Source organism: Cobetia sp. cqz5-12 (assembly GCF_016495405.1).
Lineage (GTDB): Bacteria > Pseudomonadota > Gammaproteobacteria > Pseudomonadales > Halomonadaceae > Cobetia.
The window spans coordinates 3367819-3393446 of the sequence record NZ_CP044522.1 but is presented as its reverse complement, the minus strand read 5'-3'; the positions used below and the strand labels follow the sequence as shown (position 1 = coordinate 3393446).

18 protein-coding genes and 9 tRNA genes are annotated in these 25628 nt (G+C 62.1%); 21 read left to right on the top strand and 6 right to left on the bottom strand.

Annotation, left to right across the window (positions count from 1 at the left end; translation table 11 throughout):
- Window positions 1-185: 185 nt before the first annotated feature.
- From F8A90_RS14160 to F8A90_RS14150, 3 genes are all read left to right on the top strand, one after another.
- Window positions 186-5024, top strand: a complete 4839-nt coding sequence (locus F8A90_RS14160; RefSeq protein WP_166019978.1) for an NAD-glutamate dehydrogenase — start codon at window positions 186-188, stop codon at window positions 5022-5024.
- A gap of 338 nt (window positions 5025-5362) precedes the next feature.
- Window positions 5363-6499 carry a hypothetical protein gene (locus F8A90_RS14155; protein WP_200017530.1) on the top strand — a complete coding sequence of 379 codons (1137 nt, stop codon included), beginning with the start codon at window positions 5363-5365 and terminating at the stop codon, window positions 6497-6499.
- A gap of 256 nt (window positions 6500-6755) precedes the next feature.
- Window positions 6756-7799, top strand: coding sequence for a quinone-dependent dihydroorotate dehydrogenase (locus F8A90_RS14150; RefSeq protein WP_200017529.1), 1044 nt, complete (start codon window positions 6756-6758; stop codon window positions 7797-7799).
- Window positions 7800-8633: 834 nt separating this feature from the next.
- Here F8A90_RS14150 and rmf read toward each other — a convergent pair.
- Window positions 8634-8843, bottom strand: a complete 210-nt coding sequence (gene rmf, locus F8A90_RS14145; RefSeq protein ID WP_043334308.1) for a ribosome modulation factor — start codon at window positions 8841-8843, stop codon at window positions 8634-8636.
- Between the two features lie 487 nt (window positions 8844-9330).
- On the opposite strand from rmf, the gene rlmKL reads away from it, so the two are divergent.
- Window positions 9331-11547, top strand: a complete 2217-nt coding sequence (rlmKL, locus tag F8A90_RS14140; RefSeq protein WP_200017528.1) for a bifunctional 23S rRNA (guanine(2069)-N(7))-methyltransferase RlmK/23S rRNA (guanine(2445)-N(2))-methyltransferase RlmL — start codon at window positions 9331-9333, stop codon at window positions 11545-11547.
- Window positions 11548-11550: 3 nt separating this feature from the next.
- A complete protein-coding gene (locus F8A90_RS14135; RefSeq protein ID WP_200017527.1) occupies window positions 11551-11877 on the top strand; it encodes a glutaredoxin family protein in 327 nt (108 codons plus the stop codon).
- A gap of 93 nt (window positions 11878-11970) precedes the next feature.
- Here F8A90_RS14135 and F8A90_RS14130 read toward each other — a convergent pair whose 3' ends face one another.
- The gene (locus F8A90_RS14130) at window positions 11971-12249 is read right to left on the bottom strand and encodes a WGR domain-containing protein (protein ID WP_043334304.1); all 279 of its coding nucleotides are present in this window, start codon (window positions 12247-12249) and stop codon (window positions 11971-11973) included.
- Between the two features lie 211 nt (window positions 12250-12460).
- Between F8A90_RS14130 and pdxB the strand changes: the two genes are divergently transcribed.
- Together pdxB and nhaC are read left to right on the top strand one after the other, a co-directional pair.
- The gene (gene pdxB, locus F8A90_RS14125; protein WP_043334303.1) at window positions 12461-13639 is read left to right on the top strand and encodes a 4-phosphoerythronate dehydrogenase PdxB; all 1179 of its coding nucleotides are present in this window, start codon (window positions 12461-12463) and stop codon (window positions 13637-13639) included.
- A gap of 302 nt (window positions 13640-13941) precedes the next feature.
- On the top strand, window positions 13942-15498 hold the full coding sequence (nhaC, locus tag F8A90_RS14120; protein WP_200017526.1) for a Na+/H+ antiporter NhaC: 1557 nt from the start codon (window positions 13942-13944) through the stop codon (window positions 15496-15498).
- A 103-nt stretch (window positions 15499-15601) separates the two neighbouring features.
- Here nhaC and htpX read toward each other — a convergent pair whose 3' ends face one another.
- The 4 genes from htpX to msrB form a co-directional block, all read right to left on the bottom strand.
- Complete coding sequence (gene htpX, locus F8A90_RS14115) at window positions 15602-16501, bottom strand: protease HtpX (protein WP_166019971.1); 900 nt, start codon at window positions 16499-16501, stop codon at window positions 15602-15604.
- Window positions 16502-16696: 195 nt separating this feature from the next.
- A complete protein-coding gene (locus F8A90_RS14110) occupies window positions 16697-17935 on the bottom strand; it encodes a pyridoxal phosphate-dependent aminotransferase (RefSeq protein ID WP_200017525.1) in 1239 nt (412 codons plus the stop codon).
- Between the two features lie 238 nt (window positions 17936-18173).
- Window positions 18174-19151, bottom strand: a complete 978-nt coding sequence (gene ylqF / locus F8A90_RS14105; RefSeq protein WP_200017524.1) for a ribosome biogenesis GTPase YlqF — start codon at window positions 19149-19151, stop codon at window positions 18174-18176.
- Between the two features lie 233 nt (window positions 19152-19384).
- The gene (gene msrB, locus F8A90_RS14100; RefSeq protein WP_043334292.1) at window positions 19385-19807 is read right to left on the bottom strand and encodes a peptide-methionine (R)-S-oxide reductase MsrB; all 423 of its coding nucleotides are present in this window, start codon (window positions 19805-19807) and stop codon (window positions 19385-19387) included.
- A gap of 269 nt (window positions 19808-20076) precedes the next feature.
- Here msrB and F8A90_RS14095 point away from each other — a divergent pair.
- The 14 genes from F8A90_RS14095 to F8A90_RS14030 all read left to right on the top strand — a co-directional run bounded on the left by F8A90_RS14095 (window position 20077) and on the right by F8A90_RS14030 (window position 25563).
- Window positions 20077-20152 (top strand) — tRNA-Glu (locus tag F8A90_RS14095).
- Window positions 20153-20178: 26 nt separating this feature from the next.
- Window positions 20179-20253, top strand: a tRNA-Gly gene (locus F8A90_RS14090).
- A 4-nt stretch (window positions 20254-20257) separates the two neighbouring features.
- Window positions 20258-20333 (top strand) — tRNA-Glu (locus F8A90_RS14085).
- Window positions 20334-20370: 37 nt separating this feature from the next.
- A tRNA-Gly gene (locus tag F8A90_RS14080) sits at window positions 20371-20445 on the top strand.
- Window positions 20446-20449: 4 nt separating this feature from the next.
- Window positions 20450-20525, top strand: a tRNA-Glu gene (locus tag F8A90_RS14075).
- A gap of 70 nt (window positions 20526-20595) precedes the next feature.
- Window positions 20596-20670 (top strand) — tRNA-Gly (locus F8A90_RS14070).
- Window positions 20671-20701: 31 nt separating this feature from the next.
- A tRNA-Glu gene (locus F8A90_RS14065) sits at window positions 20702-20777 on the top strand.
- A gap of 34 nt (window positions 20778-20811) precedes the next feature.
- Window positions 20812-20886, top strand: a tRNA-Gly gene (locus F8A90_RS14060).
- 368 nt (window positions 20887-21254) lie between these two features.
- Window positions 21255-22223 carry an ABC transporter ATP-binding protein gene (locus F8A90_RS14055; RefSeq protein WP_200017523.1) on the top strand — a complete coding sequence of 323 codons (969 nt, stop codon included), beginning with the start codon at window positions 21255-21257 and terminating at the stop codon, window positions 22221-22223.
- Complete coding sequence (locus F8A90_RS14050) at window positions 22220-22993, top strand: ABC transporter permease (RefSeq protein ID WP_043333883.1); 774 nt, start codon at window positions 22220-22222, stop codon at window positions 22991-22993. The genes F8A90_RS14055 and F8A90_RS14050 overlap by 4 nt, the downstream gene beginning before the upstream one ends.
- Window positions 22994-23126: 133 nt before the next feature.
- A complete protein-coding gene (gene queF / locus F8A90_RS14045) occupies window positions 23127-24005 on the top strand; it encodes an NADPH-dependent 7-cyano-7-deazaguanine reductase QueF (protein WP_200017522.1) in 879 nt (292 codons plus the stop codon).
- Between the two features lie 161 nt (window positions 24006-24166).
- Window positions 24167-24727, top strand: a complete 561-nt coding sequence (locus F8A90_RS14040; RefSeq protein WP_200017521.1) for an NAD(P)H nitroreductase — start codon at window positions 24167-24169, stop codon at window positions 24725-24727.
- Between the two features lie 8 nt (window positions 24728-24735).
- A complete protein-coding gene (locus tag F8A90_RS14035) occupies window positions 24736-25311 on the top strand; it encodes a YiiD C-terminal domain-containing protein (protein ID WP_200017520.1) in 576 nt (191 codons plus the stop codon).
- Window positions 25312-25475: 164 nt separating this feature from the next.
- A tRNA-Ser gene (locus F8A90_RS14030) sits at window positions 25476-25563 on the top strand.
- The last annotated feature ends 65 nt before the right edge of the window (window positions 25564-25628 follow it).

The window sequence follows — 25628 nt, the reverse complement described above, 5'->3', positions numbered from 1 at the left end:
AGTCAATACCCGATGCACAGATGTAATGCTGCATGACCAATATGGAACAGGCATGGGGCAGAGGCGCAGACTGCGCTAGTCTGTGATGCACTGCATGAGTCTGTGCTGCAACGCCTTTCTTGGCCGGCGCAGACTCTCTATGACTATTTTCCCTGATACATCCATCAGGTCAGTCGAGGTGATTGATGCTACACGTGGCGACGGACGGCAAGCAGGAATTTCTTGCGCAGCTCGAAGAGCAGCTGGACAAGCGACTTCCCAAGGACAAGGTGGACGTGATCGCGGCGTTTGCGCGCGACTATCACGCAACGGCCTCCTTCGAGGACATGGCCGAGCGCAAGCTGGATGACCTCTACGGTTCCACCCTGGCCGTATGGCACTTCCTGCAGAGCCTCGAGGCTCCCAAGGTGCGTGCCTACAACCCGGACTTCGAGAAGCATGGCTGGCAGTCGACGCACACCATCATCGAAGTGCTGCACCCGGACATGCCGTTCCTGGTCGATTCCGTGCGTATCGAGCTCAACCGTCGTGGCATCACCGTTCATGCCATCCACAACGCCGTGCTGGCAGTCGCCCGCGATGACGCCGGTCAGCTGGAGCGCGTGACGGCACCGCGTGCCGAGAACGCCCCGCAGAACCGTGAGTCGCTGATCTACATCGAAGTCGATCGTCACAACGACGCCGAGACCCTGGAAGACCTCGAGACCAGCCTGCGTGAAGTGCTGGCCGAAGTGCGCGTTGCCGTCGCTGACTTCGATGCCATGCGCAGCCAGGGCGCCCAGGCGCTGCAGGAACTACGCGACAACCGTCCGCCGACCGTCTCCGAGGCTGATCACCAGGAAGCCTGCGACTTCATGCAGTGGATGGGCAACGACCACTTCACCTTCCTGGGCTATGACGAGTACACCGTCGACGAGCAGGAAGACGGCACGCGCGTGCTGAACAAGGTCGAAGGCTCCGAGCTTGGCGTGCTCAAGCTGGATCTTGATCGCTATCACGAGCAGTCGCGTCACCAGCAGAGCGTCAACAGCGATCAGTACGTGCTGATCCCGGAGCTGCTGTCCTTCGCCAAGAGCGCCTTCCACGCCCGCGTGCATCGTCCGGCCTACCCGGACTACATCACCGTCGAGCGCTTCGATGAAGAAGGCCGCGTGATCGGCGAGCGCCGCTTCCTGGGGCTCTACACCTCCACGGTGTACAACCAGAGCCCGCGCAACGTGCCGATTCTGCGTCGCAAGGTGCAGGACGTCATGGAAGCCGCCGGCGTCAACCCGAAGGGCCACAACGGCAAGCACCTGCTGCAGATTCTGGAAGTCTATCCGCGTGATGACCTCTTCCAGATCTCCACGGACGAGCTGACCCGTACCGCCACCAGTATCCTCAACATCCGTGAGCGTCGTCGCGTGCGTCTGATCGTGCGTGAAGACCGCTTCGGCAAGTTCTTCTCGGTGCTGGTGTTCGTGCCGCGCGACGTCTATTCCACCGACCTGCGTGTGCGCATCCAGAATCTGCTCTGTGAAGAGCTGAATGCCACCTTCGGTGACTTCACGCCGTATCTGTCCGAGTCCGTGCTGACGCGTATCCAGTTCATCCTGCGCTTCAAGGGCGATGAGCCGGGCCAGTACGACATGCGCGCGCTGGAGAACAAGATCGCTCAGCTGGCCCGCAGCTGGCGCGACGAGCTGCACGCCGCCATGGTCGAAGGCTTCGGTGAAGAGCAGGCCAACGAGCTGATGACTCGCTATCGTGATGCCTTCCCGGGCAGCTACCGTGACGACTTCTCGCCGCGCACCGCCGTCTATGACGTGGGCCACCTGCGTGCGCTGGACGAAGGCCAGGCCGTCGGCCTGAGCACCTATCGTCTGGTCGAGGACGACAACTCCGGCGTCAACCTGAAGCTGTTCCACAAGCATCAGCCGATTCCGCTTTCCGACGTGCTGCCGGTGCTGGAAAACCTCGGTCTGCGTGTCATCGGTGAGCGTCCCTACGAGATCACCCGCACCGATTCCTCCTGCTGGGTGCACGATTTCGACCTCGAGCATCACGGCAAGGGCGCGGTCGAGCTCTCCGAAGTGCGCGAGAGCTTCATCGAAGCCTTCAAGAAGATCTGGTCCGGCGAAGCCGAATCCGATGCCTTCAACCGTCTGATCATCGGCTCTGGCCTGGATTGGCGTGAAGTGGCGATGCTGCGTGCCTATGCGCGCTATCTGAAGCAGATCCGCTTTGGTCTCTCCCAGGCCTACATCGCCAACGCGCTGGGCAGCCATCCGGACATCACCCGCGAGCTGGTGCAGCTGTTCAACCTGCGCTTCGACCCGCAGGGGCAGGGTGGCGAGGATGACGTCAACGCCTGCCGCGAGCGCATCAATGGTCTGCTCGACCAGGTCTCCAGCCTGAACGACGACCGTCTGCTGCGTCGCTACGTCGATCTGATGATGGCCACGCTGCGCACCAACTTCTTCCAGCCGGCAGAAGATGGACAGGCCAAGGACTACATCAGCTTCAAGCTCGACACGCGCAGCATTCCCGACGTGCCGAAGCCGCGCCCGATGTTCGAGATCTTCGTCTACTCGCCGCGCGTCGAAGGTGTACACCTGCGTGGCGGCAAGGTCGCGCGTGGTGGTCTGCGCTGGTCTGACCGTCACGAAGATTTCCGCACCGAGGTGCTGGGTCTGGTCAAGGCACAGCAGGTCAAGAACGCGGTCATCGTGCCGGTCGGCGCCAAGGGCGGTTTCGTCTGCAAGCGCATGCCGGAAACCACCGACCGCGACGTGATCCAGAAGGAAGGTATCGCCTGCTACCAGATCTTCATCCGCGCACTGCTCGACATCACCGACAACCTGTCCGGTGGTGATGTGGTGGCTCCGACGGCCGTCGTGCGTTACGACGAAGACGACCCCTACATGGTCGTCGCGGCCGACAAGGGCACCGCGACCTTCTCCGACATCGCCAACGCCATCTCCAACGAGTACGGCTTCTGGCTGGGCGATGCCTTCGCCTCCGGTGGCGCCAATGGCTACGACCACAAGGGCATGGGCATCACCGCCAAGGGCGCCTGGGTCAGCGTGCAGCGTCACTTCCGCGAGATGGGCATCAACATCCAGGAAGACGAGTTCAGCGTGGTCGGTATCGGTGACATGGCCGGTGACGTCTTCGGCAACGGCATGCTGCTGTCCGAGAAGATCCGCCTGGTCGGTGCCTTCAACCACCGCAACATCTTCGTCGATCCGAACCCGGACACAGCGAAGAGCTTCGCCGAGCGCGAGCGTCTGTTCCGTCTGCCGCGTTCCAGCTGGGACGACTACGACAAGAGCCTGATCAGCGAAGGTGGCGGTCTGTTCTCGCGTGATGCCAAGACCATCGCCATCAGCCCGCAGATGAAGGAAGTCTTCGACATCAGCGAAGACCGTCTGGCACCCAACGAGCTGATCAACGCGATGCTCAAGGCGCAGGTCGACCTGATCTGGAACGGGGGTATCGGGACCTACGTGAAGGCTTCCAGCGAGACTCACGCCGAAGTCGGCGACAAGGCCAACGATGGCCTGCGCATCGACGGCCGAGAGCTGCGCTGCAAGGTGGTGGGCGAAGGCGGCAACCTGGGTCTGACCCAGCGTGGTCGCATGGAAGCCGCGGCCAAGCGTGGCGTGCGCGTCAATACCGACTTCATCGACAATGCCGGTGGCGTGAACTGCTCGGATCACGAGGTCAACATCAAGATCCTGCTGGACGACATCGTCGCCCGCGGTGACCTGACCGACAAGCAGCGCAACCAGCAGCTGGCCGAGATGACCGACGAAGTCGGCGAGCTGGTGATCAAGGACAACTATCGCCAGACCCAGGCACTGTCGCTCTCCGAGCAGCAGTCCAAGGAAGGCATGGGCGTCTTCCGTCGCTTCATCAATGAGCTGGAAGCGGCCGGCACCCTGGACCGAGAACTCGAGTTCCTGCCGTCCGATGAAGCGCTGATCGAGCGTTCCAACGCCGGTGAAGCCCTGACCCTGCCGGAACTGTCCGTGCTGGTCTCCTACGCCAAGAGTGACCTCAAGACCAGCTTGATCGCCTCTGACGTGCCGGATGACAGCTACGTGCAGCAGCACCTCGAGCGCGCCTTCCCGCGCGTGCTGATGGAGCGCTTCCCGGAAGAGATGTACCAGCACCGTCTGAAGCGTGAAATCGCCGCGACCCAGATCGCCAATGATCTGGTCGACCACATGGGTATCGCCTTCGTGCGTCGCCTGGAAGACACCACCGGTGCCGACAAGGCGGAAATCGCGCGTGCCTACATCGTGGCGCGTGACAGCTTCAATCTGGAAGCGCTGTGGACCCAGATCGAGGCCCTCGATCACCAGGTGCCGGCAGAATTGCAGTACCGCATGATGGGCGATCTGATGCGCCTGATGCGCCGTGCCACTCGCTGGTTCCTGCGTCAGCGCAGCTCCATGAGCGTCAAGGAATGCATCGGCCACTTCGCACCGCGTCTGGCCCAGCTCTCCGAGAGCATCGGTGAGCGCCTCAAGGGCGAAGCCCGTGAGAACTGGGAAGCGCGTCGCGACAGCTACGTCGAGGCAGGCGTGCCGGAGGCCCTGGCCAGCACCATCGCCGCGACCTCAAGCCTCTACGCAGGGCTTGGCATCATCGAGGCAGCCAAGGCGACTGGCGAGAAGATCAATCGCGTGGCGGAAGCCTTCTACGGCATCGGCCATCGTCTCGAGCTGCCGTGGGTCGGTGACAAGATCAACGGCCTTGAGGTACAGGACAGCTGGCAGGCGCAGGCCCGTGAAAGCTTCCGCGATGATCTGGATCGTCAGCAGCTGGCCCTGACCGTCAGCGTGCTCAAGCAGGACAATGCCCCGCGCGAGATCGATGAGCGTGTCGACAGCTGGATGGTCAGCCACGAAAGTCTGGTCAGCCGCTGGTGCTCACTGCTCGGCGAGATGAAGGGCGGTGCTCAGCTGAGCTTCCCGCTGTTCGCGGTCGCCCTGCGCGAGCTGGTCGATCTGGCCGAGTCCAAGCGCGAAGCCTGATGTGTTCGGCCTCGAATGCAGCATGAGGCTGACGCAAGCGGCGGGTAGCTGAAGACTCGCTGATAGAAGCCCTCACCATTGGTGAGGGCTTTTTCATGTCGGGCATGAATAAAAAAGTGATAGCTGGAGCCTGCGGTAAGGTAACTGTCGTCAGCTGTCTGGTATGCTGAATGGCGACCAGTGCACAGACTGATACAGGCCCTGATGGTAGGACCCTTTTCTGTAGACCCTGTTTTCAGTCCTTGATCTTCAGACCCTCATTTCAAGTCTCGGAGTCGCTGCGGCGCTCGCTGGAGGCTTCTGTTTTCAAAGCATCAGTACAACAAGGCAGAGACACCATGTCACATCGTGCATTACCCCTCGCCTGCGCCCTTGCGCTCGGCCTGTCCACTCTGGCATCCCAGGCCGTGCTGGCCGATGGCAGCCCCGCTCAGCAGCGTGCAGAAGCAGCCGCTGGCAAGCTGGACATCTCCAAGTTCCTCAAGCCGCGCAGTGATGCCCACAGCCAGAACTTCCTGTTCGGCGGCACCAGCGTGCATCAGTTCACCATCAAGGAAGCCGGACGTTACGAAATCGATGGCGTCGCCAGTTTCGATGTGACCGACCCCTACACCATGAAAGCCACGCTCGAGAGTGAGCAGGGCGAGGTCGTGGCCACCGCAGAAGGTGACAGGGCCTCCAATGGCTTGACCCTGAATACCGAGCTTGAGCCGGGCGTCTACAAACTGCGTGTGCGCGCCGACAAGTTGGGGGCTGGCAAGTCAGGCGGCAACACCTATGAAATTAACGTCGCAGGCCTGAGCGAGAGTGGCGAGAAGTTGAGTGCCGAGGAAAGCGGCATCGAGACCGGCAACGGCCTGGTCTTCCTGGATACCGATAGCGATGGCCGTCGTACTGCCTTCGTCGATGCCAACGATGAAGTCGCGACCATCAAGCCGGCCACCGTTGCCGCCGCCGAACAGGCCGCCCGCGAGAAGAAGGCTGCCGAGACGGGCAATGCGGCGGCTGAAGGTGCTTCCGCTTCAGGCGCCGCCACTGCTGCTACGGCAGCCGCGTCTGGAGCAGCCGAGACGTCTGCCGCGGCTGCCACGACCGCTGCTGCCACGGGCAGTGCAGCCGTGACGGAAGCCGAAGCGGAGCCGGATCGTCGTTTCGACGAGATCGTCACCGATGTGCGTATTCTCGAGAAGGGCGAGGTCATGACCTTCGATGTCGCGGATCGTGGCACCGTGACCATCGACAGCGAGACCTTCCCGGGCAGCGAAGGTACCTACAAGCTGCAGATGCGCCTGCTGGACGAGAACGGCAACACCGTCGCCAGCGACAAGGGCGAAGGCTTCCAGGGCGACTTCCACCTCAAGACCGTGCTGGAACCGGGGCGTTACACCGTCTGGGTCAGCGGTCAGAAGTTCGGCTCCTCCATGCAGGGCGTCAACAACTACACCGTGCGGGTGCAGCAGCTCGACGTGAAGTGATCTGCAAGGGATGAGCCCGACACTGTCGGGAGTGTCACCAGGGCGGCCCATCGGGTCGCCCTTTTTTGCTGCCCTGAGCATGAGCAATGGTGCCGGCCTTGGCATGAGCGATGCTGTCGATGGCAGCGCGAGCAATTGTCTCGACAGCTGTGCGAGCGTTCCGGGCGCGCAGTGTCTGTCACCGCAGGCTTCGGGTATACTTCGCGCCCAGCTACGCTGTCGTCACGACCCTGCCGCCCGCTGTCTGGAGATCATCATGTACTCGTTTGCTCGCTCGCTTCTTTTCAAGCTCGACCCGGAAACAGCTCATGGTGTGACGCTGAGTGCGCTGGACATGGCGCACCGCCTCGGCATGGCGCGCGGTCTGGGCGGTGAAGCGCCGCGTGATCCGGTCTCGCTGATGGGGCTTGAGTTCCCCAATCGCGTTGGCCTGGCGGCAGGTCTCGACAAGAATGCCGATCACCTCGATGCGCTCGCCGCTCTGGGCTTCGGCTTCGTGGAGGTCGGCACGGTGACGCCGAAAGGGCAGGACGGCAATCCGAAGCCGCGTCTGTTCCGGCTGCCGGAGCATCAGGCAATCATCAACCGCATGGGCTTCAACAATGCCGGAGTCGAGCATCTGGTCGCGAAGGTCAAGGCCAGCCAGGCGCGTGGTGCTTCCGGTGTCGTGTTGGGGATCAACATCGGCAAGAACCTGACCACGGCGGTGGATGATGCACTGAGCGACTATCTGGTCTGCCTCGATGCCGTGCATGCGCATGCCGACTACATCACCGCCAATATCTCCTCGCCCAATACCCCGGGGCTGCGTAACCTGCAGTTCGGCGACCATCTCAGCCAGCTGCTGGCCGGGCTTCGTCAACGTTGCGATCAGCTCGATGCCGAGCGCGGCAGGAAGGTGCCGCTGGTGATCAAGATCGCGCCTGATATGGACAGTGAGGAGATTCTGTTCGTGGCGCGGGCGTTGGCGGACAACGGCATCGATGGCGTCATCGCCACCAATACCACCATCGAGCGTACGGCGGTGGCGGGTAGTCCGCATGCGCAGGAGGCGGGCGGACTTTCCGGCGCACCGGTGCGTGAATCCTCCACCCGTGTGATTCGTGGCCTGCGTGAAGCGCTGCCGAACATGCCGATCATCGGTGTGGGCGGTATCACCGATGGCGAGAGTGCACGTGAGAAGATTGCCGCGGGGGCGGATCTGGTGCAGCTGTATTCCGGGCTGATCTACCGCGGCCCGGCTTTGGTCGGCGAGTGCGCGCGTGCACTGGAAAAGGCCGATACCCTGATCAAGGTGTGATCCGGGCCTGGGCTTCGTCGCAGCGTGATGCTGGCATCCTTCGCTTACGGCGCTTCAAGAGAGGGCCGAGTGGGGAAGGGCAGACATAGAAAAGCCGCCTTCTGACAGCAGAAGGCGGCCTCGGTACCGGCGTGAATGATGATATGACAGCGGCAGGGAAGTGATGCGTGATCTGCCGTTGTCGTGTTGGCTGCCATGTCCAGCCAGCGTGCACGATGCGAAGCGCTTTTGCCGTCAGAAACGGCGGTTGGGGGTTGGCCCCTTGAGCTCATCGGGTGCGTGGATGGTTGAAGCAGGCCTGGAAAGAACCTGCTGATGCAGTCAAGGTGAACGTTTGCCCGAGTCGTGCTCCGCGCTGGACCGTCGTCCTCGCAGGCCGTCGCCTGCTGCGCCTCCTCTTCTGGAGCCATACCACGATTGAAACGACACGAGCGCCAACATCTCGGCCTTTCAGGAAGTGAAGCGAGTCGGCCCCATTGCCTACTGCATCTCTTGCCTGTCAGTGCCGCGCGTCATCAAGATAGAAATAAGGCGTTACCTCCCTGGTGATTTGACGTGTCGCTGGGCGACTTCCGTGGGATTTTCCGGGTGATGTCGTCAAACCGACTCACCGTGAACACCTCGAGTCCTCTCTGTACGTGCCAGCCGACCCTGGAACATGCCAGGCACGGGTGGCGTGATGCCGGAGAATCCGCTTGGGCAGCGCATCAGGCTGCGTCGGCGGGGTGAAAGGCGCCAGGCGCCGTATTGCCAGTGTCATTCCGTGACGTGCCGCTTTCCTGAAATGGGATGACCTCCTGGTCGCGGATGATGAACCTTGGCGTCATGCGGTGCTCAGCTGAGCACCATGGGGTTCTTGTGGATGCCGGAGACGCCGGTCATTCCCGACCATTGGTCCCCGCGGCCTTCACGCCAGCCGCTCATCCAGAATTCACGTAGATTGACATCGATACTGGGACAATCATCACGGGAACGGCCGGTGACACCAGCCTTGTAGCCGTGAACATAGGCACGCTGAAAGCGATCACGTTTCTGTCTCTTCATGGATGACCTCTAAGTGAGAACCCATCGGCACTGTGTGTCAGTGATGGCGAAACGTACCCGGCGAGACCTTGTCTGGCCGCGGTTGTCCTGCCATTGGACATGCCGAGTGAGAGAGTTGGCCGATGCCCTGTCGGGCACTGCCGGCCTCGTGCATCATCACCTCGCGTCGTTGGCCATTCTTGTCGGAAAAGGTCACGAGTGTGAGATGATGGAAGGTCTTGCCTGTATATGCTCGAGCGTGATGGTGAAAAGGCGACTGCCTTGCCGCGCCGGAAGTCCGATCTCCTGAGCGGCACAGGTAGGCTGCCCGAATGAGGCTCGTGTTCCTTGATCCTCGATTTCGCATGGCGTGCCACCTTTCCGAATTGCAGCTACACCTATAGTTTTTAGAACACTGCCTCTGGCTTGTCGACAGCCGTATAGGAATATCGCTAGTGCCAGAAGCCAACTCACAGGAATAAGTCCGGCACCTGCCGGTGAGAGATTCATGACTGATACGACCTCTGCGACTACACCCCGCGCGCCCAGCAACTCGCTCTCTACCTGGTTTGCGACCTGCCCGCGTGGCATCGAAACGCTGCTGGCCGATGAGCTGACGGCTCTGGGTGCCGAGGTGACTGGCACGACCGTCGCTGGCGTACACTTCAACGGTAGCCAGGAAACCGCCTACCGCACCATCCTGTGGTCGCGACTGGCCAACCGCATCATTCGTCTGCTCACTCGCGTGGGTGGCGTCGACACCGGCGAGCAGCTGCGCAAGGCGAGTGCGGGTGTCGATTGGGCGATGGAATTGCCGGATCGAGCCTCTATCGCCGTCGATTTCCATGGAACATGGAAAGACATTCGGCACACCTTCTTCGGTGCCCAGACCGTCAAGGACGGCATCGTCGAGGCGATGTTCGAGGAAGGCCGCAACAAGCCGACCGTCGATGGCAAGAATGCCGATCTGCGCATCTACGCGCACCTGCACAATGGCTACATCACCCTGGGCATCGACCTCGTGGGGCGCAGTCTGCACCAGCGTGGCTACCGTCCTGATCTCGCCCATGCGCCGCTGAAAGAGAACCTGGCGGCGGCCCTGCTGATGCGTGCCGACTGGCCGGCGCGTGCGGCGCGTGGCGAGAGCCTGGTCGATCCGATGTGCGGTTCCGGCACGCTGCTGATCGAGGCAGCCTTGATGGCCGCGGATATCGCGCCGCAGTCGCTGAATCAGGAGTTCGCCTGCTGCCACTGGGGGCGCCATGACGAGCGCATCTGGAAAGGCCTGTGGGAGGAGATGGAGCAGCGTGCCATTGCCGGACGCCGCAAGGTCACCGCGCGTCTGTTCGGTCGTGATCACAGCCCGCAGGCGATTTCTGCCGCGCGCTCCAACGCCATGCGTGCCGGCATTCCGGCACTGATCGAGCTGGAAGGCGCCTCCGTCGCCGAGCTGACCTGTCCCGAAGGCGCCACCACGGGCCTGGTGATGACCAACCCGCCCTACGGTGAGCGTCTGGGCGAGCTGCCGGCTCTGGTGCCGCTCTACGCAAGCCTCGGTGAGCGCATGAAGCGTCACTTCGGCGGCTGGACGCTGGGCATGTTCACCGGCAATCCGGATCTCGGCCACCGTCTCGGCCTGCGTGCGCATCGTCAGTACGCCTTCCGCAACGGCCAGCTCGACTGCAAGCTGTTGATGATCGATGTGGCGGCGCGTGAGCGTGCGGTCGACGAAGACAGCGTGGCGGAAGATTCCCGCAGTCAGCCCGCGCTGAGCGAGGGCGGCCAGATGTTCGCCAATCGCCTTAAGAAGAACCAGAAGTCACTGGCGCGTTGGCTCAAGCAGAGCGGAACCACCTGTTATCGCCTTTACGATGCCGACATGCCGGAGTACGCGCTGGCCATCGATATCTATGGCCGTCACGTGCACGTGCAGGAATACACGCCGCCCAAGTCCGTGGATGCCAGTCAGGCGCAGCGCCGCCTGATGGATGCACTGGCGGCGATTCCGCAGGTGCTGGGCTGCTCGCCCAACGATATCCATATCAAGCAACGCACCCGTCAGGCGGGCAAGGCGCAGTACACGCGTCAGGACAGCTCCGGTCAGCGTATCGAGGTGCAGGAAGGCGACGCCAGGCTGTGGGTGAATCTCAAGGACTACCTGGATACCGGCCTGTTCCTGGATCACCGTCCGGTGCGCAAGCTGCTGGGCAAGGAAGCGGACGGCAAGCGGGTGCTCAACCTGTTCTGCTATACCGCGACGGCCACCGTGCATGCGGTGCTGGGTGGCGCGAGTGAAAGCGTCAGCGTCGACATGTCCAATACCTATCTGGACTGGGGGCGCGAGAACTTCAAGCTCAACGGCATCAGCGAGAAACGCCACCAGCTGGTGCGTGCCGACTGCCTGAAGTGGCTGGAACGCTCCCGCGAGGAGTTCGACCTGATCTTCCTCGATCCGCCGACCTTCTCCAACTCCAAGAAGATGGAAGGCACCCTGGATATCCAGCGTGATCACGCGCGCCTGATCGACCTGGCGATGGCCAGTCTGGCGCCGGGCGGCACGCTGATCTTCTCCAACAACCATCGTCGCTTCGTGATGGATGACAGCGTCAGCCAGCACCATGTGGTGGAAGACCTGTCGCGCAAGCTGCTGGACCCGGACTTCAAGCGTCGTCCGGATATCCACCACGTCTTCCGCATCCGTCGCGCCAGCGATGTGAAGGGCTGAGCGATGGCCGGCGTCCCGCTGTGGCTTTACACCACGGCGGGCTGTCATCTGTGTGCCCGGCTGGAAGCCACGCTGCAGGCGCTGGGGGCGGATGTCACGCTCACGCGGGTCGAGATCGCCTTCGACGCGCAGCTGAGCGAGCGTTACGCGACGCGCATTCCTGTACTGGCAAGCGCAACGGGTGCGGAATATTCGCTGGCCGATGGCGAAGAGGTGTTGCCGAAGTGGTTGCGCGCGCAGGGCGTCGAAATGACGCCTCAAGCCGAGCGCGACTCAGCCACTGAGCCACAGGGCCCCAGCCTGCGCAACGGGCGTCGTTTTCTGCGCTGAGCGGTGCAGACGTGTCGCTTGACGTTGATGCAAAAAGACCGCCGCTACCTCAGGGTAGCGGCGGTCTTTTCGTGTCCGGCACCGTGCTGCGCGCTAACTCTCCAGCAGCGACATCTGGCGCATGGCGTCTTCGGCTTCCGGACTGTCGGCCGTGGCCTCCAGCACCTTGGTGTAGCCGCGTGAGGCCTGGATGTGGGCGAGGTCGCTGACCCAGGTCATGGCCTGTTCGTGGCTTTCGGCGAGATCGTGCTTCAATCCGCCGAACTGGGTGCCGATCTGGCCCCATGAGCGGCTGACGATCCAGTCGCCGAACATGTCCTGATGCACATGGACCAGAACGTAATCGTGGTGGCTTTCCCAGCGGATGATCACGCGTGACTCCCGAGGCGAAACGATGGTGGCTGGACTCAATCATGAGCTTGTGACGCCCGTTGCGTGCGCCTAAGATGGCACGGCGGCGGGCAAGCAAGCATACCATTGTAATCTTCACGTGCCTTGCGGCAAGGTGTGAAGTCACTCAGGCGCTCATGCTGGCCCGTGAACCCGCAGCGACACTCATTGCCACAGCAAGGAAAGGCAACAGATGCACATCATCGTGGACGATAACGTCCCTCTGGCAGAGGAATTCTTCTCCGAACTGGGAGAGGTGACCTGCATGCCGACTCGCGAGATCACCAATGCCGTCCTCAAGGACGTCGACATGCTGATCTGTCGCTCTACCTTGCGCGTGGATCAGGCGCTGTTGGAAGGAACGCGGGTGCGCTTCGTCGGCTCGCCGATCATCGGCACCGACCATGCCGATCTCGAATGGCTCGCGGCCAATGATATCCACTTCACCAACGCGCCGGGCTGCAATGCCGACTCGGTAGTGGATTATGTGCTGTCGTCGCTGTGGCATCTGGCCGAGCAGGAAGGGCTGGATCTGCAGCTGGACCGCCGCTTCGGTGTGGTCGGGGCCGGGCAGGTCGGGTCACGACTGGTCAAGCGTCTCGAGTCGCTGGGTGCCGAGGTGCTGGTCTGCGATCCGCCGCGTGCCGCGCTTGAGGGTCAGAGCGATGAGCGCCCCGAGAAGTCCCGCTTCGTGGACCTCGATGAGCTGGTCGCCGAGTGTGATGTCATCTGCGTACACACCCCGATGGTCACCGGCGGCGAGCACCCGACCCACCATCTGATCAATGCCGAGCGCATCCGCGCCATGAAGCCCGGCAGCGTGCTGCTGAGTGCCGGCCGCGGTGGCTGTGTCGATACCGCGGCGCTCAAGCAGCGCCTCAAGGAGCAGGCTGATCTGCTGACCGTGCTGGATGTGTGGGAAAACGAGCCGGATATCGATGCCGAGCTGGCCGCGCTGGTGGACATCGCCACGCCGCACATCGCCGGGCATAGCCTGGATGGCAAGATGCAGGGTACCGAGATCATCTATCAGCAGGCCTGTCGTCACTTCGGGCTGCCGGCGCGCCGCAAGCTGGGTCAGCTCAAGCCGGATCCGTGGCTGCGCAAGCTGGTGCTGACGGGCTGGGCGCCGCCGGAAGAGGCGCTCGGGCTCTGCGTGCGCGCCTGCTATGACGTGCGCCGCGATGCGCTGGGCCTGCGTCGCTATCAACGCCGTTTCGGCAATGCCGAAGGGTTCGTGCGTTATCGACGGGAATATCCGCTGCGTCGCGAGTTCTCCACGCTGCGCGTCGAGCTCAAGAAGAATGCCCGCGAACTGCGTGAGGTGCTGGAGGGCTTCGGCTTCTCCCGCGTCAAGCTGGTCAGCAAATGATCACGAGGTGATTCGCAAGGCCTCTGGAATGCCCCTGTCAGCTCTGCTGGCGGGGGCGTTCGCGTTGTGGAGGTCGCCTGGTGGACGATGACCTTGCCGCATGCCTGAATCCTTGACCATTTCGGTCTTCGACCTTGGTCGATATAATGCGCCCCAGATCGTCTGGCGACACGCGCCGGGGCTGGTCTTGATGGCATGCCCCGCCTGACGCTGCGGCGTTGCTCCCCATTCTCCGTGTCTTCTGCCATGCCCGTCACCACGCGGCGTGTCGGTGTCCTCATTTCTTGAAGATGGTGTCTTGAATGCAACAACACCCTGATAACTCTGCTGAGGACAGCGGCTATCGTCCGCCTTCTCTGCTGGATGCCCTGATTCCCATCGTGCTGGTCATCGCCATGCTGGTGCTGGCGGTGGTGCTGTTCGGTGCCGATGCCTCCTGGGGGCCCAATCAGGTCGCGCTGCTGTCCGGCGCGATGATCGCGGGCCTGATCGGTCTCAAGAACGGCTATCGCTGGAGCGATATCGAAGAGGGGATCAACAAGGGCATCCAGATCTCGTTGGGCGCGATCCTGATCCTGCTGGCGGTCGGCGCGATGATCGGCACCTGGATTCTCGGCGGCACCGTGCCGGCGATGATCTACTACGGCCTGGACGTGATCGCGCCGCAGTACTTCTATGCCTCCGCCTGTCTGCTGTGCGCGCTGGTGGCGCTGTCGGTGGGCAGCTCGTGGACGGTCGCCGGTACCATCGGCATCGGTCTGATCGGCATCGCCGATGGCCTGGGGCTGTCCGAGGCGATCACCGCCGGCGCGGTGATTTCCGGGGCCTACTTCGGTGACAAGCTCTCGCCGCTGTCCGATACCACCAATCTGGCGCCGGCAGCCGCGGGCACCACGCTGTTCGCGCACATTCGCCATATGCTGTGGACAACCGTGCCCAGCATCCTGCTCGCGTTGGCAGGCTTTCTGTGGCTCGGTCACGACTCCGTCTCCAGCCTGCAGACGCCGGAACAGGTCGCCAATCTGCGTGCCCAGCTGGGCGAGCAGTTCAATATCGGCCTGCACCTGCTGATTCCCCTGCTGGTGTTGCTGGTGATGGCCGTGCGTCAGATGCCCGCCTTCCCGGCCATCTTCATCGGTGCGGCGCTGGGCGCCGTCTTCGCGGTCATCTTCCAGCCACAGGCGGTGATGGGGCTGGCAAGCGTCACGGACATGTCCACCGCCATGGCGCTGCTCAAGGGCGTGTGGATGTCGATGTTCGACGGCTATGTGTCTCACAGCGGTGATGAGGTGATCGACTCGCTGCTCTCCAAGGGTGGCATGAGCAGCATGCTCAACACCGTATGGCTGATTCTGTCGGCGATGACCTTCGGTGGCGTGATCGAGCGCCTCGGTCTGCTGGAGCGTCTGGTGCAGAGCCTTCTGGGCGCGACACGCAATGCCGGTTCGCTGGTCATCACCACGCTGGGTACCTGCCTGGCCTCCAATGTGGTGACCGGCGATCAGTACATCTCGGTCATCCTGCCGGGGCGCATGTATCGCGCCGAGTTCCGTCGCCGCCGCCTGGCGCCGGTCAACCTGTCACGCGCGCTGGAAGACTCCGGCACCATCACCTCGCCGCTGATTCCCTGGAACAGCTGTGGCGCCTACATGGCGGCCACCCTGGGCGTCGCGACCTTGAGCTACCTGCCCTTTGCGCTGTTCAACCTGATCAATCTGGCGCTGGCGGTGGCCTATGCCATGGTCGGCTTCAAGCTGGAGCGCCTTGAAGAGGGTGAGGGATCCGAAGGCGTGGAGCCGACGCCGCTGGCCGAGTCGCTGGTGCTGGATACGCCCCACGAGACCTCGGAGTCACGCTGACTCAGACCTGGGACATAAAGAGAAAAAGCCCGTCACGTGGTTCACGTGGCGGGCTTTTTTGCTGTCTGCAGGGGCCATTGAGGCTGTGCAGGATTGGCCGAGCTTACTTGTAGGCAGCGGCCTTGAGCGCGGCGATACGGTCATCCAGCGGCGGGTGGCTGGCGAACAGTTGCTCCATCAGCTTGCGGCTTTTGCCGGTGGTGATGGCGAAGGCGGTCATGGTGTCGGGCATCTGGTCCGGCAGCTCATGTTCCTGCTTGAGGCGAGCCAGGGCGTTGATCATCGAACCGCTGCCCGCGAGACTCGCGCCTGCGGCATCGGCACGGTATTCGCGCCAGCGCGAGAACCAGGCGACGATCATCGAGGCCACCAGGCCCAGCACCAGTTCAAGGACGAAGACCACGGCCATGTAGCCGAAGAAGCCCAGGCCGCCGCTGTTGTCATCTCGCTTCAGGAAGGCATCGATGGCATGCGCGGCAATGCGCGCGAAGAACATCACGAAGGTGTTCACCACGCCCTGGATCAGCGTCAGCGTCACCATGTCGCCGTTGGCCACGTGCCCGATCTCGTGCGCCAGCACGGCGCGCACTTCCTCGGGACGCATGCGATTGAGCAGGCCGGCCGAGACGGCGACCAGCGCATCATTGCGGTTCCAGCCGGTGGCGAAGGCATTGGATTGCTGCGCCGGGAAGATACCGACTTCCGGCATCTTGATGCCTGCGTCGCGCGCCAGTTCACCGACGGTATCCAGCAGCCAGCGCTCGGTATCGTTCTGCGGCTGTTCGATGATCACGGTGCCGGTCGAGGACTTGGCCATCATCTTGGACAGGAACAGCGAGATCACGGAGCCGGCCATGCCGATGATGAAGCAGAAGATCAGCAGCGCCGTGTAGTTGATGCCGTTGGCTTCCATGTAGCCATCGAAGCCCAGCAGGCGCAGCGTGACACTGGCCAGCAGCACCACCGCCAGGTTGGTGATCAGGAAAAGGGCTATCCGCATCATGGGGTCAGGTCTCCAATGCCAATAAATCGGTAGGGCGCAATTATCTGCCCGCGATACTGACAGTGAGATGAATCACTGGCAGTGGCGCGGGCAGAATTTGCGTCGACAGTCTGCAAGGACGCTCTGCAAGGACAGCAAGGTATCACCACTGGAGGCGACCTGCGTAGCCCCTTGATCGCGGGGGCTGGGCCGACGTCAGGCCTTGCGACGTCGCGCCAGGAAGCGGCCGAGGCGTTCGATGGCTTCTTCCAGCTGGTCGGCGTAGGGCAGGGTGACGATGCGCAGGTGATCCGGATTCGGCCAGTTGAAGGCGGTGCCTTGCACCAGCAGCATCTTCTCTTCCAGCAACAGCTCCAGCACCATCTGTTGGTCGTCCTCGAAGGGATACATCTCCGGGTCGAGCCGCGGGAACATGTAGAGCGCGCCCTTGGGCTTCACGCAGCTGACGCCGGGAATCTCGTTGAGTTTCTTCCAGGCCGCGTCACGCTGGGCCAGCAGGCGTCCGCCCGGCAGGACCAGGTCATTGATCGACTGATAGCCGCCGAGCGCCGTCTGGATGGCGTGCTGCGCCGGCACATTGGCACACAGGCGCATGCTGGCCAGCATGTCGAGGCCGGAGATGAAGTCGGCCGCCGGGCGCTTGTCACCGGAGAGAATCATCCAGCCGGAGCGGAAGCCCGCGCAGCGGTAGCTCTTGGACAGGCCGTTCATGGTCACGATCAGCAGATCATCGGCCAGCGCGCCGGTGGAGACGTGCTCGGTATCGTCATAGAGGATCTTGTCGTAGATCTCGTCAGAAAACACCACCAGACCGAATTCGCGCGCGACCTGCAGGATGTCCTTCACCACCGCGGGCGGATAGACCGCGCCGGTCGGGTTGTTCGGGTTGATCAGTACGATGCCCTTGGTGTGGCTGGTCACCTTGGCGCGGATGTCCTCGATGGAGGGCGCCCAGTCCTGCGCCTCGTCACACAGATAGTGCACGGCGCGACCACCGGCCAGGTTGGCCGCAGCAGTCCATAGCGGGTAATCCGGCGCCGGTACCAGCAGCTCGTCGCCATCATCCAGCAGTGCCTGCATGGCCAGCACGATCAGCTCCGAGACGCCGTTGCCGACGTAGATGTCCTCGATCCCGACACCCTGGATATCCTTGCGCTGGCACTCCTGCATGATCGCCTTGCGCGCAGAGTAAAGCCCCTTGGAATCACAATAGCCCTGCGCGGTCGGCAGGTTGCGCATCACGTCCTGCAGAATCTCTTCCGGTGCCTCGAAGCCGAAGGGCGCCGGGTTGCCGATATTGAGCTTGAGAATGCGATGGCCCTCGTCCTCGAGACGCTTGGCGTGTTCGAGAACCGGCCCGCGAATGTCATAGCAGACGTTGTCCAGCTTGTGTGACTTGCGAATTTCGCGGGGCTTTCTTTGCTCGGTATCCATGATGCTTTCCGTAGATCTCCGTCACGTAAGGTGTAGGGGCGAGCGTCCAGCATATCGCGCCGCTGGCCTGCCGCGCCACGGCCAAGGGCCAATAGCGTGGTTAAATTTGTGGTTTGAGATGTTCAGGCAGAAAAAAATCCCGCCAGAGGTTTTCTGGCGGGATTTTCAACTGGCATTCAAGCGTCTCCCGCGGGCGGGAGCCGGACGAGAGTCGCGTTAGCGCCTTGTTCTGGTAGCGTTATTCGCTCTCTTGCTCACGCGTTTCGGCTCCATCTTCCGTCTCGCCACTGGCTTCCGGCACCGGCTCGGCAGGAATGTCCGCCGGCGTTTCCAGCGTCAGACGTCCGAGCTTGCCATCGCGCAGTTCGTGCAGCAGCACCTCGGCACCGCGGTGCAGATCGATGATGCCACCGGCACGCAGGCCACCGCGCTTGCTGGCGATCTCTTCCAGAATCGCGACCCCATTGAAGCCGGACAGCGCCATCAGATCGACCTTGCGTGGGCCATCACTCTCGACTCGCTCGGCGTCAGGGTTGGCGCTGTAGGCCGGCAGTGACTTCAGCTTGTAGCGTGCGGTCAGCTCCGTGGGATAGCGCTTGGCCAGCTCCGCCGCGACGATCACCGCCACATCGGTGTAATCGATGGCGGTGTCACGGATCGCGCCACTGCCGGCCAGACGATAGGCGCTGGCCTGGTCCTCGATCTTCGGCCACATCACTCCGGGGGTATCGATCAGGGCGATGCCACCGTCGATGCGAATCTTCTGCTGGCGCTTGGTGACGGCGGGCTCGTTGCCGGTCTTGGCGATCTTGCGACCCGCCAGACCATTGATCAGCGTCGACTTGCCGACGTTGGGGATGCCCATCACCATCACGCGCGCATCACGATCAGCACGTATATGACCGGCCATCTCGCGGCACAGTCGCGGAATCTGCTTGAGATCACGTGCCTCGAGCGTCGTGATCGCCAGTGCGCGGGTGTTGGGCAGGGCGTCGAAATACTCGACCCATTCACGGGTACGTGCCGGATCAGCCAGATCCGCGCGCGACAGCAGCTTGAGTACCGGCTTGTGGCGGGTCAGCTCGGACAGCACCGGATTGGTGCTGGAGTAGGGGAGACGGGCATCAAGTACTTCTATTACCACGTCGATCTCGGGCAGGGCGTCCTTTATCTGACGGCGTGCCTTGTGCATGTGTCCCGGATACCAGCCCAGCATGTTGCTTTTCTCCTGCCGTCAGGGGTATGACGGTTGTTCTGTCACCTCTGTCCTGCCTCCTTCTTCCCGCATGCCATGAAAGGCGCTCATCCATCAGGGGTGGCGCTGCATGGCATGCGGGTGAGGAGGGGACGCGTATGGCGACGCATTCTATCAGAGGCGGCCTGGCCATGGAGGCGCGCTATCCGGTCATCACTGCCCAGCGCCTCTATCGACTCTCCATGCCCCGGGCGTCAGGCGCGTATCGGCTTGAAGCGCAACGCGACGGAGTTGATGCAGTAGCGCTGACCGGTGTCAGTTGGGCCATCCGGAAAGACGTGCCCCAGATGGGATTCGCAGCGGCGACAGCGCACTTCCACGCGACGCATGCCATGGCTGGTATCGAAGTGCTCCTCGACAGCGGCATCGGCATAGGGGCGGTCGAAGCTTGGCCAGCCACAGCCGGAATCGAACTTGGTGTCGTTGTCGAACAGCTTGGCGTCACAGGCGATGCAATGATAGGTGCCCGGCGTCGGGCTGACTTCGTGATCGCCGGTGAAGGGGCGCTCGGTCCCTGCCTCGCGCGTCACCCGGTATTGTTCCGGCGTCAGTCGCTTGCGCCACTCCTCTTCACTGCGAATCAACTTGTCCTGAGTCTGCGGGTCTTGTTCGCTCATGGTCTTTTCTCTCTATCTATGCGTTTCTCGAATGCGTGCTCGTGCGAACCTGCAAGCAAGTTCTCCTGCGCGGCAATTCGAAAAGAGTGGCTGCCGGTCTTCACGCGAAACCCGGTACATACCCCCAGAATGCGGGCGTCAGGGCGTGACCACAAGCATGTGGTGGGTGAACTTGGCCAACGCCGGAAAAATCCTGTTGAAGCAGGGGGTTGACGAAGGGGAAGGGGCTTTGTAATATACGCGCCACCTCGACGAGGCAAGAACGTTACGTCCCATTCGTCTAGTGGTCCAGGACACCGCCCTTTCACGGCGGTAACAGGGGTTCGAACCCCCTATGGGACGCCACTTTCTTGCAGCGTAGAGACCGGAGTGCGGGAATAGCTCAGTGGTAGAGCACAACCTTGCCAAGGTTGGGGTCGCGAGTTCGAATCTCGTTTCCCGCTCCAGTGTGTCCCATTCGTCTAGTGGTCCAGGACACCGCCCTTTCACGGCGGTAACAGGGGTTCGAACCCCCTATGGGACGCCATCTTCGGTCTTGTGTGGTCGCATGATCTGCTTGTGTTGCGGGAATAGCTCAGTGGTAGAGCACAACCTTGCCAAGGTTGGGGTCGCGAGTTCGAATCTCGTTTCCCGCTCCAGTACGTCCCATTCGTCTAGTGGTCTAGGACACCGCCCTTTCACGGCGGTAACAGGGGTTCGAACCCCCTATGGGACGCCATGCAGAGCATGACGGTGTGGCAAGCCAGCAGTAAGACAGATGTCGTGGGCGCAGGTTCATGACACCCGGTGCGGGAATAGCTCAGTGGTAGAGCACAACCTTGCCAAGGTTGGGGTCGCGAGTTCGAATCTCGTTTCCCGCTCCATTTAGATTAAGCATGACTTTTTCTAACGTGTGTCCCATTCGTCTAGTGGTCCAGGACACCGCCCTTTCACGGCGGTAACAGGGGTTCGAACCCCCTATGGGACGCCATTCTGTTTTACGCCGAAGTTTTGTGTTTCGACAGGCGGGAATAGCTCAGTGGTAGAGCACAACCTTGCCAAGGTTGGGGTCGCGAGTTCGAATCTCGTTTCCCGCTCCAGTCGAATGTGACGTTGCAAGCAAAAGCATGACATAGCTGTACACCATCGCCTGACAGACACGATCATCGTGTTACGTCACTGGCGATTTTTTTGTGCCTGAAATTCCTCTTCATCCTGTTCTGCGCCGCTCTCTGATGCTGCCCCTGGCGTGATTTTTCCCTCTGCTTGTTTCCCGTGGCGCACTAATGCCTTTCTGCCCTGTGTCTGATGTGGCAGCGCCGAATGCGTTACCATGCGCATCCAATATCTTGCATCTGATTTTCATGTTAGCGGACTGCGAAACGGTGTCATCACTGTTGCGCAATTGTTCTCAGATGCGTCTTTTCTGCTGTGCTGGCTGACAGCGTCAATCGATTACAGGTGTCCGATGTCACGACCTGCCTTGTCTATCCGTGGCCTGACCAAGGTCTACGGCAACGGTTTTGAGGCGCTCAAGGGGATTGATCTTGACGTCCCCGAGGGCGATTTCTTCGCGCTGCTGGGCCCCAATGGGGCCGGCAAGTCCACGACCCTCGGCGTGGTGAGTTCGCTGGTGCAGAAGACCGCAGGCAAGGTCGAGATCTCAGGAATCGATATCGACAAGGACTTCTCGAAGGCCAAGTATCACCTTGGTGTGGTGCCGCAGGAGTTCAACTTCAATCAGTTCGAGAAGGTGCAGGACATCGTGATGACCCAGGCGGGTTATTACGGCATGCCGATGAAGGAAGCGCGCCCGCGTGCCGAGCGCCTGCTCAGGGATCTCGGGCTGTGGGACAAGCGCGACACCCCGTCACGCATGCTGTCCGGTGGCATGAAGCGCCGCCTGATGATTGCCCGCGCGCTGATCCACAAGCCGCGCCTGCTGATTCTCGATGAGCCGACTGCTGGCGTGGATATCGAATTGCGCCGCTCGATGTGGGAGTTCATGCGCCGCATCAATCGGGAGGAGGGCACCACCATCATCCTCACCACGCATTACCTGGAAGAGGCAGAGAGCCTGTGCCGCAATATCGCCATCATCAATCACGGCGAGATCGTGCATAACACCAGCATGCGTGAGCTGCTCAAGGAGCTGGATGCGGAAACCTTCCTGCTCGACATTCGTGAGCCGCTGATCAAGGCGCCGGTGATTGCCGGGTTCGAGGTCTCCTTGAGTGACCCTCAGCAGCTGGCGCTCGCCGTGCGCAAGGGCCAGTCGATCAATACCGCCTTCGCGGCGCTGGATCGCGCCGGGATCACCGTGGTGTCGATGCGCAATCGTGCCAATCGCCTCGAGGAGCTGTTCGTCGACCTGGTCGAGCGCTCCAACGCCGAAAGCGGTATCGCCTCCAATGTCGCCAAGGAGATCACGCAGTGAACCCCCGTCAGCTATGGGTGGCTCTGGTCACCATCGTCGTCAAGGAAGTCCGTCGTTTCACGCGCATCTGGCCGCAGACGCTGCTGCCGCCTTCCATCACCATGACGCTCTATTTCGTCATCTTCGGCAATCTCATCGGCTCGCGCATCGGCACCATGGATGGCATCAGCTACATGGATTACATCGTGCCGGGGCTGATCATGATGTCGGTGATCACCAACTCGTATTCCAACGTGGCCTCGTCATTCTTCTCCAACAAGTTCCAGCGCAGCATCGAGGAGCTGATGGTCTCGCCGCTGCCATCGTGGATCATCCTGCTCGGCTACATCATCGGTGGCGCCGTGCGCGGGCTGGGGGTCGGCATCATCGTGACCGCCGTGGCCTTCCTGTTCACGGATCTCGACATCCATCACCCCTTCCTGACCATCATGGTCGTGGTGCTGACGGCGCTGCTGTTCTCCATCGGTGGCTTCATCAATGCGCTGTTCGCCCGCAAGTTCGATGACATCTCGATCATTCCGACCTTCGTGCTCACGCCGCTGACCTACCTGGGGGGCGTCTTCTATTCCATCCACATGCTGCCGGAATTCTGGCAGACGGTGTCGCTGGCCAACCCGATCCTCTACATGGTCAACACCTTCCGCTACGGCATTCTGGGGGTCTCGGACATCAGTGTCGGCCCGGCGATGGCGGCCATCGTGGCCTTCATCATCGGCCTGTTCGCCTTCGCGCTGTGGTTGCTTGAGCGTGGCAAGGGCATCCGCAGCTGAAGATGTCGCCCAGACGATGATGGTAAGATGCGCACTAACGCGCCAGTGCATGCAACGCCGGCTTCTGCCGGCGTTCTGCTGTCTGCGCCCCTGATATCGATGCGTTATTGGCCTATTTCACTGGAGTGCTGTCATGGCTCACCCCACTGCCGTCAACGTGCCCGACGAGGCGCGCCCCGAGACCCTCAAGGATGCCCCGCTCGGGCGAGAGTCCGCCTATCCCGAGCACTACGATGCCAGCCTGCTGTTTCCCATCGCGCGGGCAGCCAATCGTGGTCCCATCGGTATCGATGATGCGGCGTTGCCGTTCGTCGGTGAGGATGAATGGCACGCCTTTGAGGTCTCCTGGCTGGATGAGGCCGGCAAGCCGTGGGTGCGCGTGGCACGCTTCCGCCTGCCGGCAGCCTCGCCGAACCTGATCGAATCCAAGTCCTGGAAGCTCTATCTCAACAGTCTCAATCAGAGCCGTTTCCCCGATCAGGCGGCGGTGCAGGCAACGCTGGAGCGTGACCTCGCCGCCGCGGCCGGTGCGCCGGTCGAGGTGCGTCTGCTGGCGCTGGACGATAGCGAGCTGGACGTCGGGCGCCTGCCGGGAGAGTGTCTCGATGACTTGCCGATCAGCGTCGAGCAATATACGCCGTCACCGGAGCTGCTCAGCGCCGATGCCGCCGACATCGTCAGCGAAGACCTGCACAGCCACCTGCTCAAATCCAACTGCCCGGTCACCGGCCAGCCGGACTGGGGCAGCGTGTGGATTCGCTACCGGGGGCCGCGTATCGATCGCGAGCGCCTGCTGGCCTATCTGATCAGCTATCGCCAGCATCAGGACTTCCACGAGCACTGTGTCGAGCATCTGTTCGTTGATCTGATGGCACGCGTGAAGCCAGAGTCTTTGCTGGTGATGGCGCGCTATGTACGTCGTGGTGGCCTGGACATCAGCCCGTGGCGTGCCACGGAAGATCTTGAGTCAGAGGCCCGCGCCAGCCTGCCGCTGCGCCTTTCTCGCCAGTAACCGCTTCGGAAGGCATGTTTCCGACAGGCTCGCTCAACTCGCCGATCCCTGGGCCCGATTGTCTTGTCAATCAGGCAGATAGCAGTGAGTGATGAGACGGCGTGCTGCCGACATGCTAGTGTGAGAATCATTCTTATCTGAAGTCTGCGACAGGAGAGACGATGGACGCGCTGACGTTACTGCATGAACGCAATTCCATGGGCAAGTTGATGGCGCCGGCCCCGAATGAGGAGCAGATGGAGGCCATCTACCAGGCCGCCCTGCGCGCGCCGGACCACGCCGAGCTGACGCCCTGGCGCTTCATCGAATTCACGGGCAGCGGGCTTGAGCGCCTGGGTGAACTGTTCGCCCAGGCCGAGCGCAACAAGTCGCTGGCGGGTGACGAGACCGCCCAGGCAGCGGCCAGCAAGAAGCCGCTGCGTGCGCCGATGGTGATCGCGGTGATCGCCAGGGTCACGCCGGACCACCCCAAGGTGCCGCGTGTCGAGCAGGTGGTCAGCGCTGGCTGTGCCGCCCACGCCATGCTGTATGCCGCTCAGGCCCAGGGGCTCGGTGGCATGTGGCGCACCGGCGGCTACGCCTTTGACCCCATCGTGCACGCAGGGCTGGGCATGGGTGAGCAGGATGAGCTGGTCGGCTTCCTTTATCTCGGCACTCCGGGCGGACGCCTCAAGCCATTGCCGAACCGCAAAAGTGCCGACTTCGTCGAACGCTGGCAGTGAGGCGCTGAATGAACGAGCAGTTGCGCTCGAGTGGTGAGGCCTGGCCACCGTTGCCCCTGCCGCGTGACGGGCAGGGGCGGTCGGGCACTCTCGCGGCGCCGGTCAGTGATGATCTTTCACGGTTCCGTGATTGGCTGAGTCAGGCGATCCCGCTGGCCGCTCATCTGGGGCTTGTCGGGATGCAGTGGTCAGAGCCCGAGCGTGCGACGGGGCAGCTGAGCTGGCACCTGCATCTGCCGCCCAATCTCAACGACAAGGGCACGGCGTTTGGCGGCGCCATGAGTCTCGAGGCGACCCTGTGTGGCTGGAGCTGGCTGACGCTCTGGCTGCGTGCCCGCGGTATCCAGCGCGATATCGTGGTGTCGCAGGCCAGTCAGCGGTTTCTGGCTCCGGTCAGTGGCGACTATCACATCCTCTGCGCGCCGGATGACATGGCAGCGCTGGACGAGGTAGGCGAGCGCCTGGCAGCAGGGCGGCGAGCGCGACTGTCGCTGACCCAGCAGCTGTGGTGTCAGGTCGAAGGGCAGTCCGCTCCGCGACTGTGTTTCGAGGCCCGTGGCGATTACGTGGTGCTGGGGCCGTGACGACGAGTGCGGCCTCGGCCCAGTGCGCAGGTTGAGAGCGCTGACGCTATCTATCTGAAAGTTTTTGGAAAAAAGGCTTGCGCCACTCGAAGGTTATCGATAATATACGCCGCGTTCTCAAGGGAAACACGACGCAGTCGGGTGACCGATGAGAGCACTGATCTGGAGGGGTGTCCGAGTGGTCGAAGGAGCACGCCTGGAAAGTGTGTAAGTCGAAAGGCTTCGAGGGTTCGAATCCCTCCTCCTCCACCAGATTCAGAAAAGCCCGCATCTCACGATGCGGGCTTTTCGCGTTTCTGAGGGATGGTCTGTCGCTT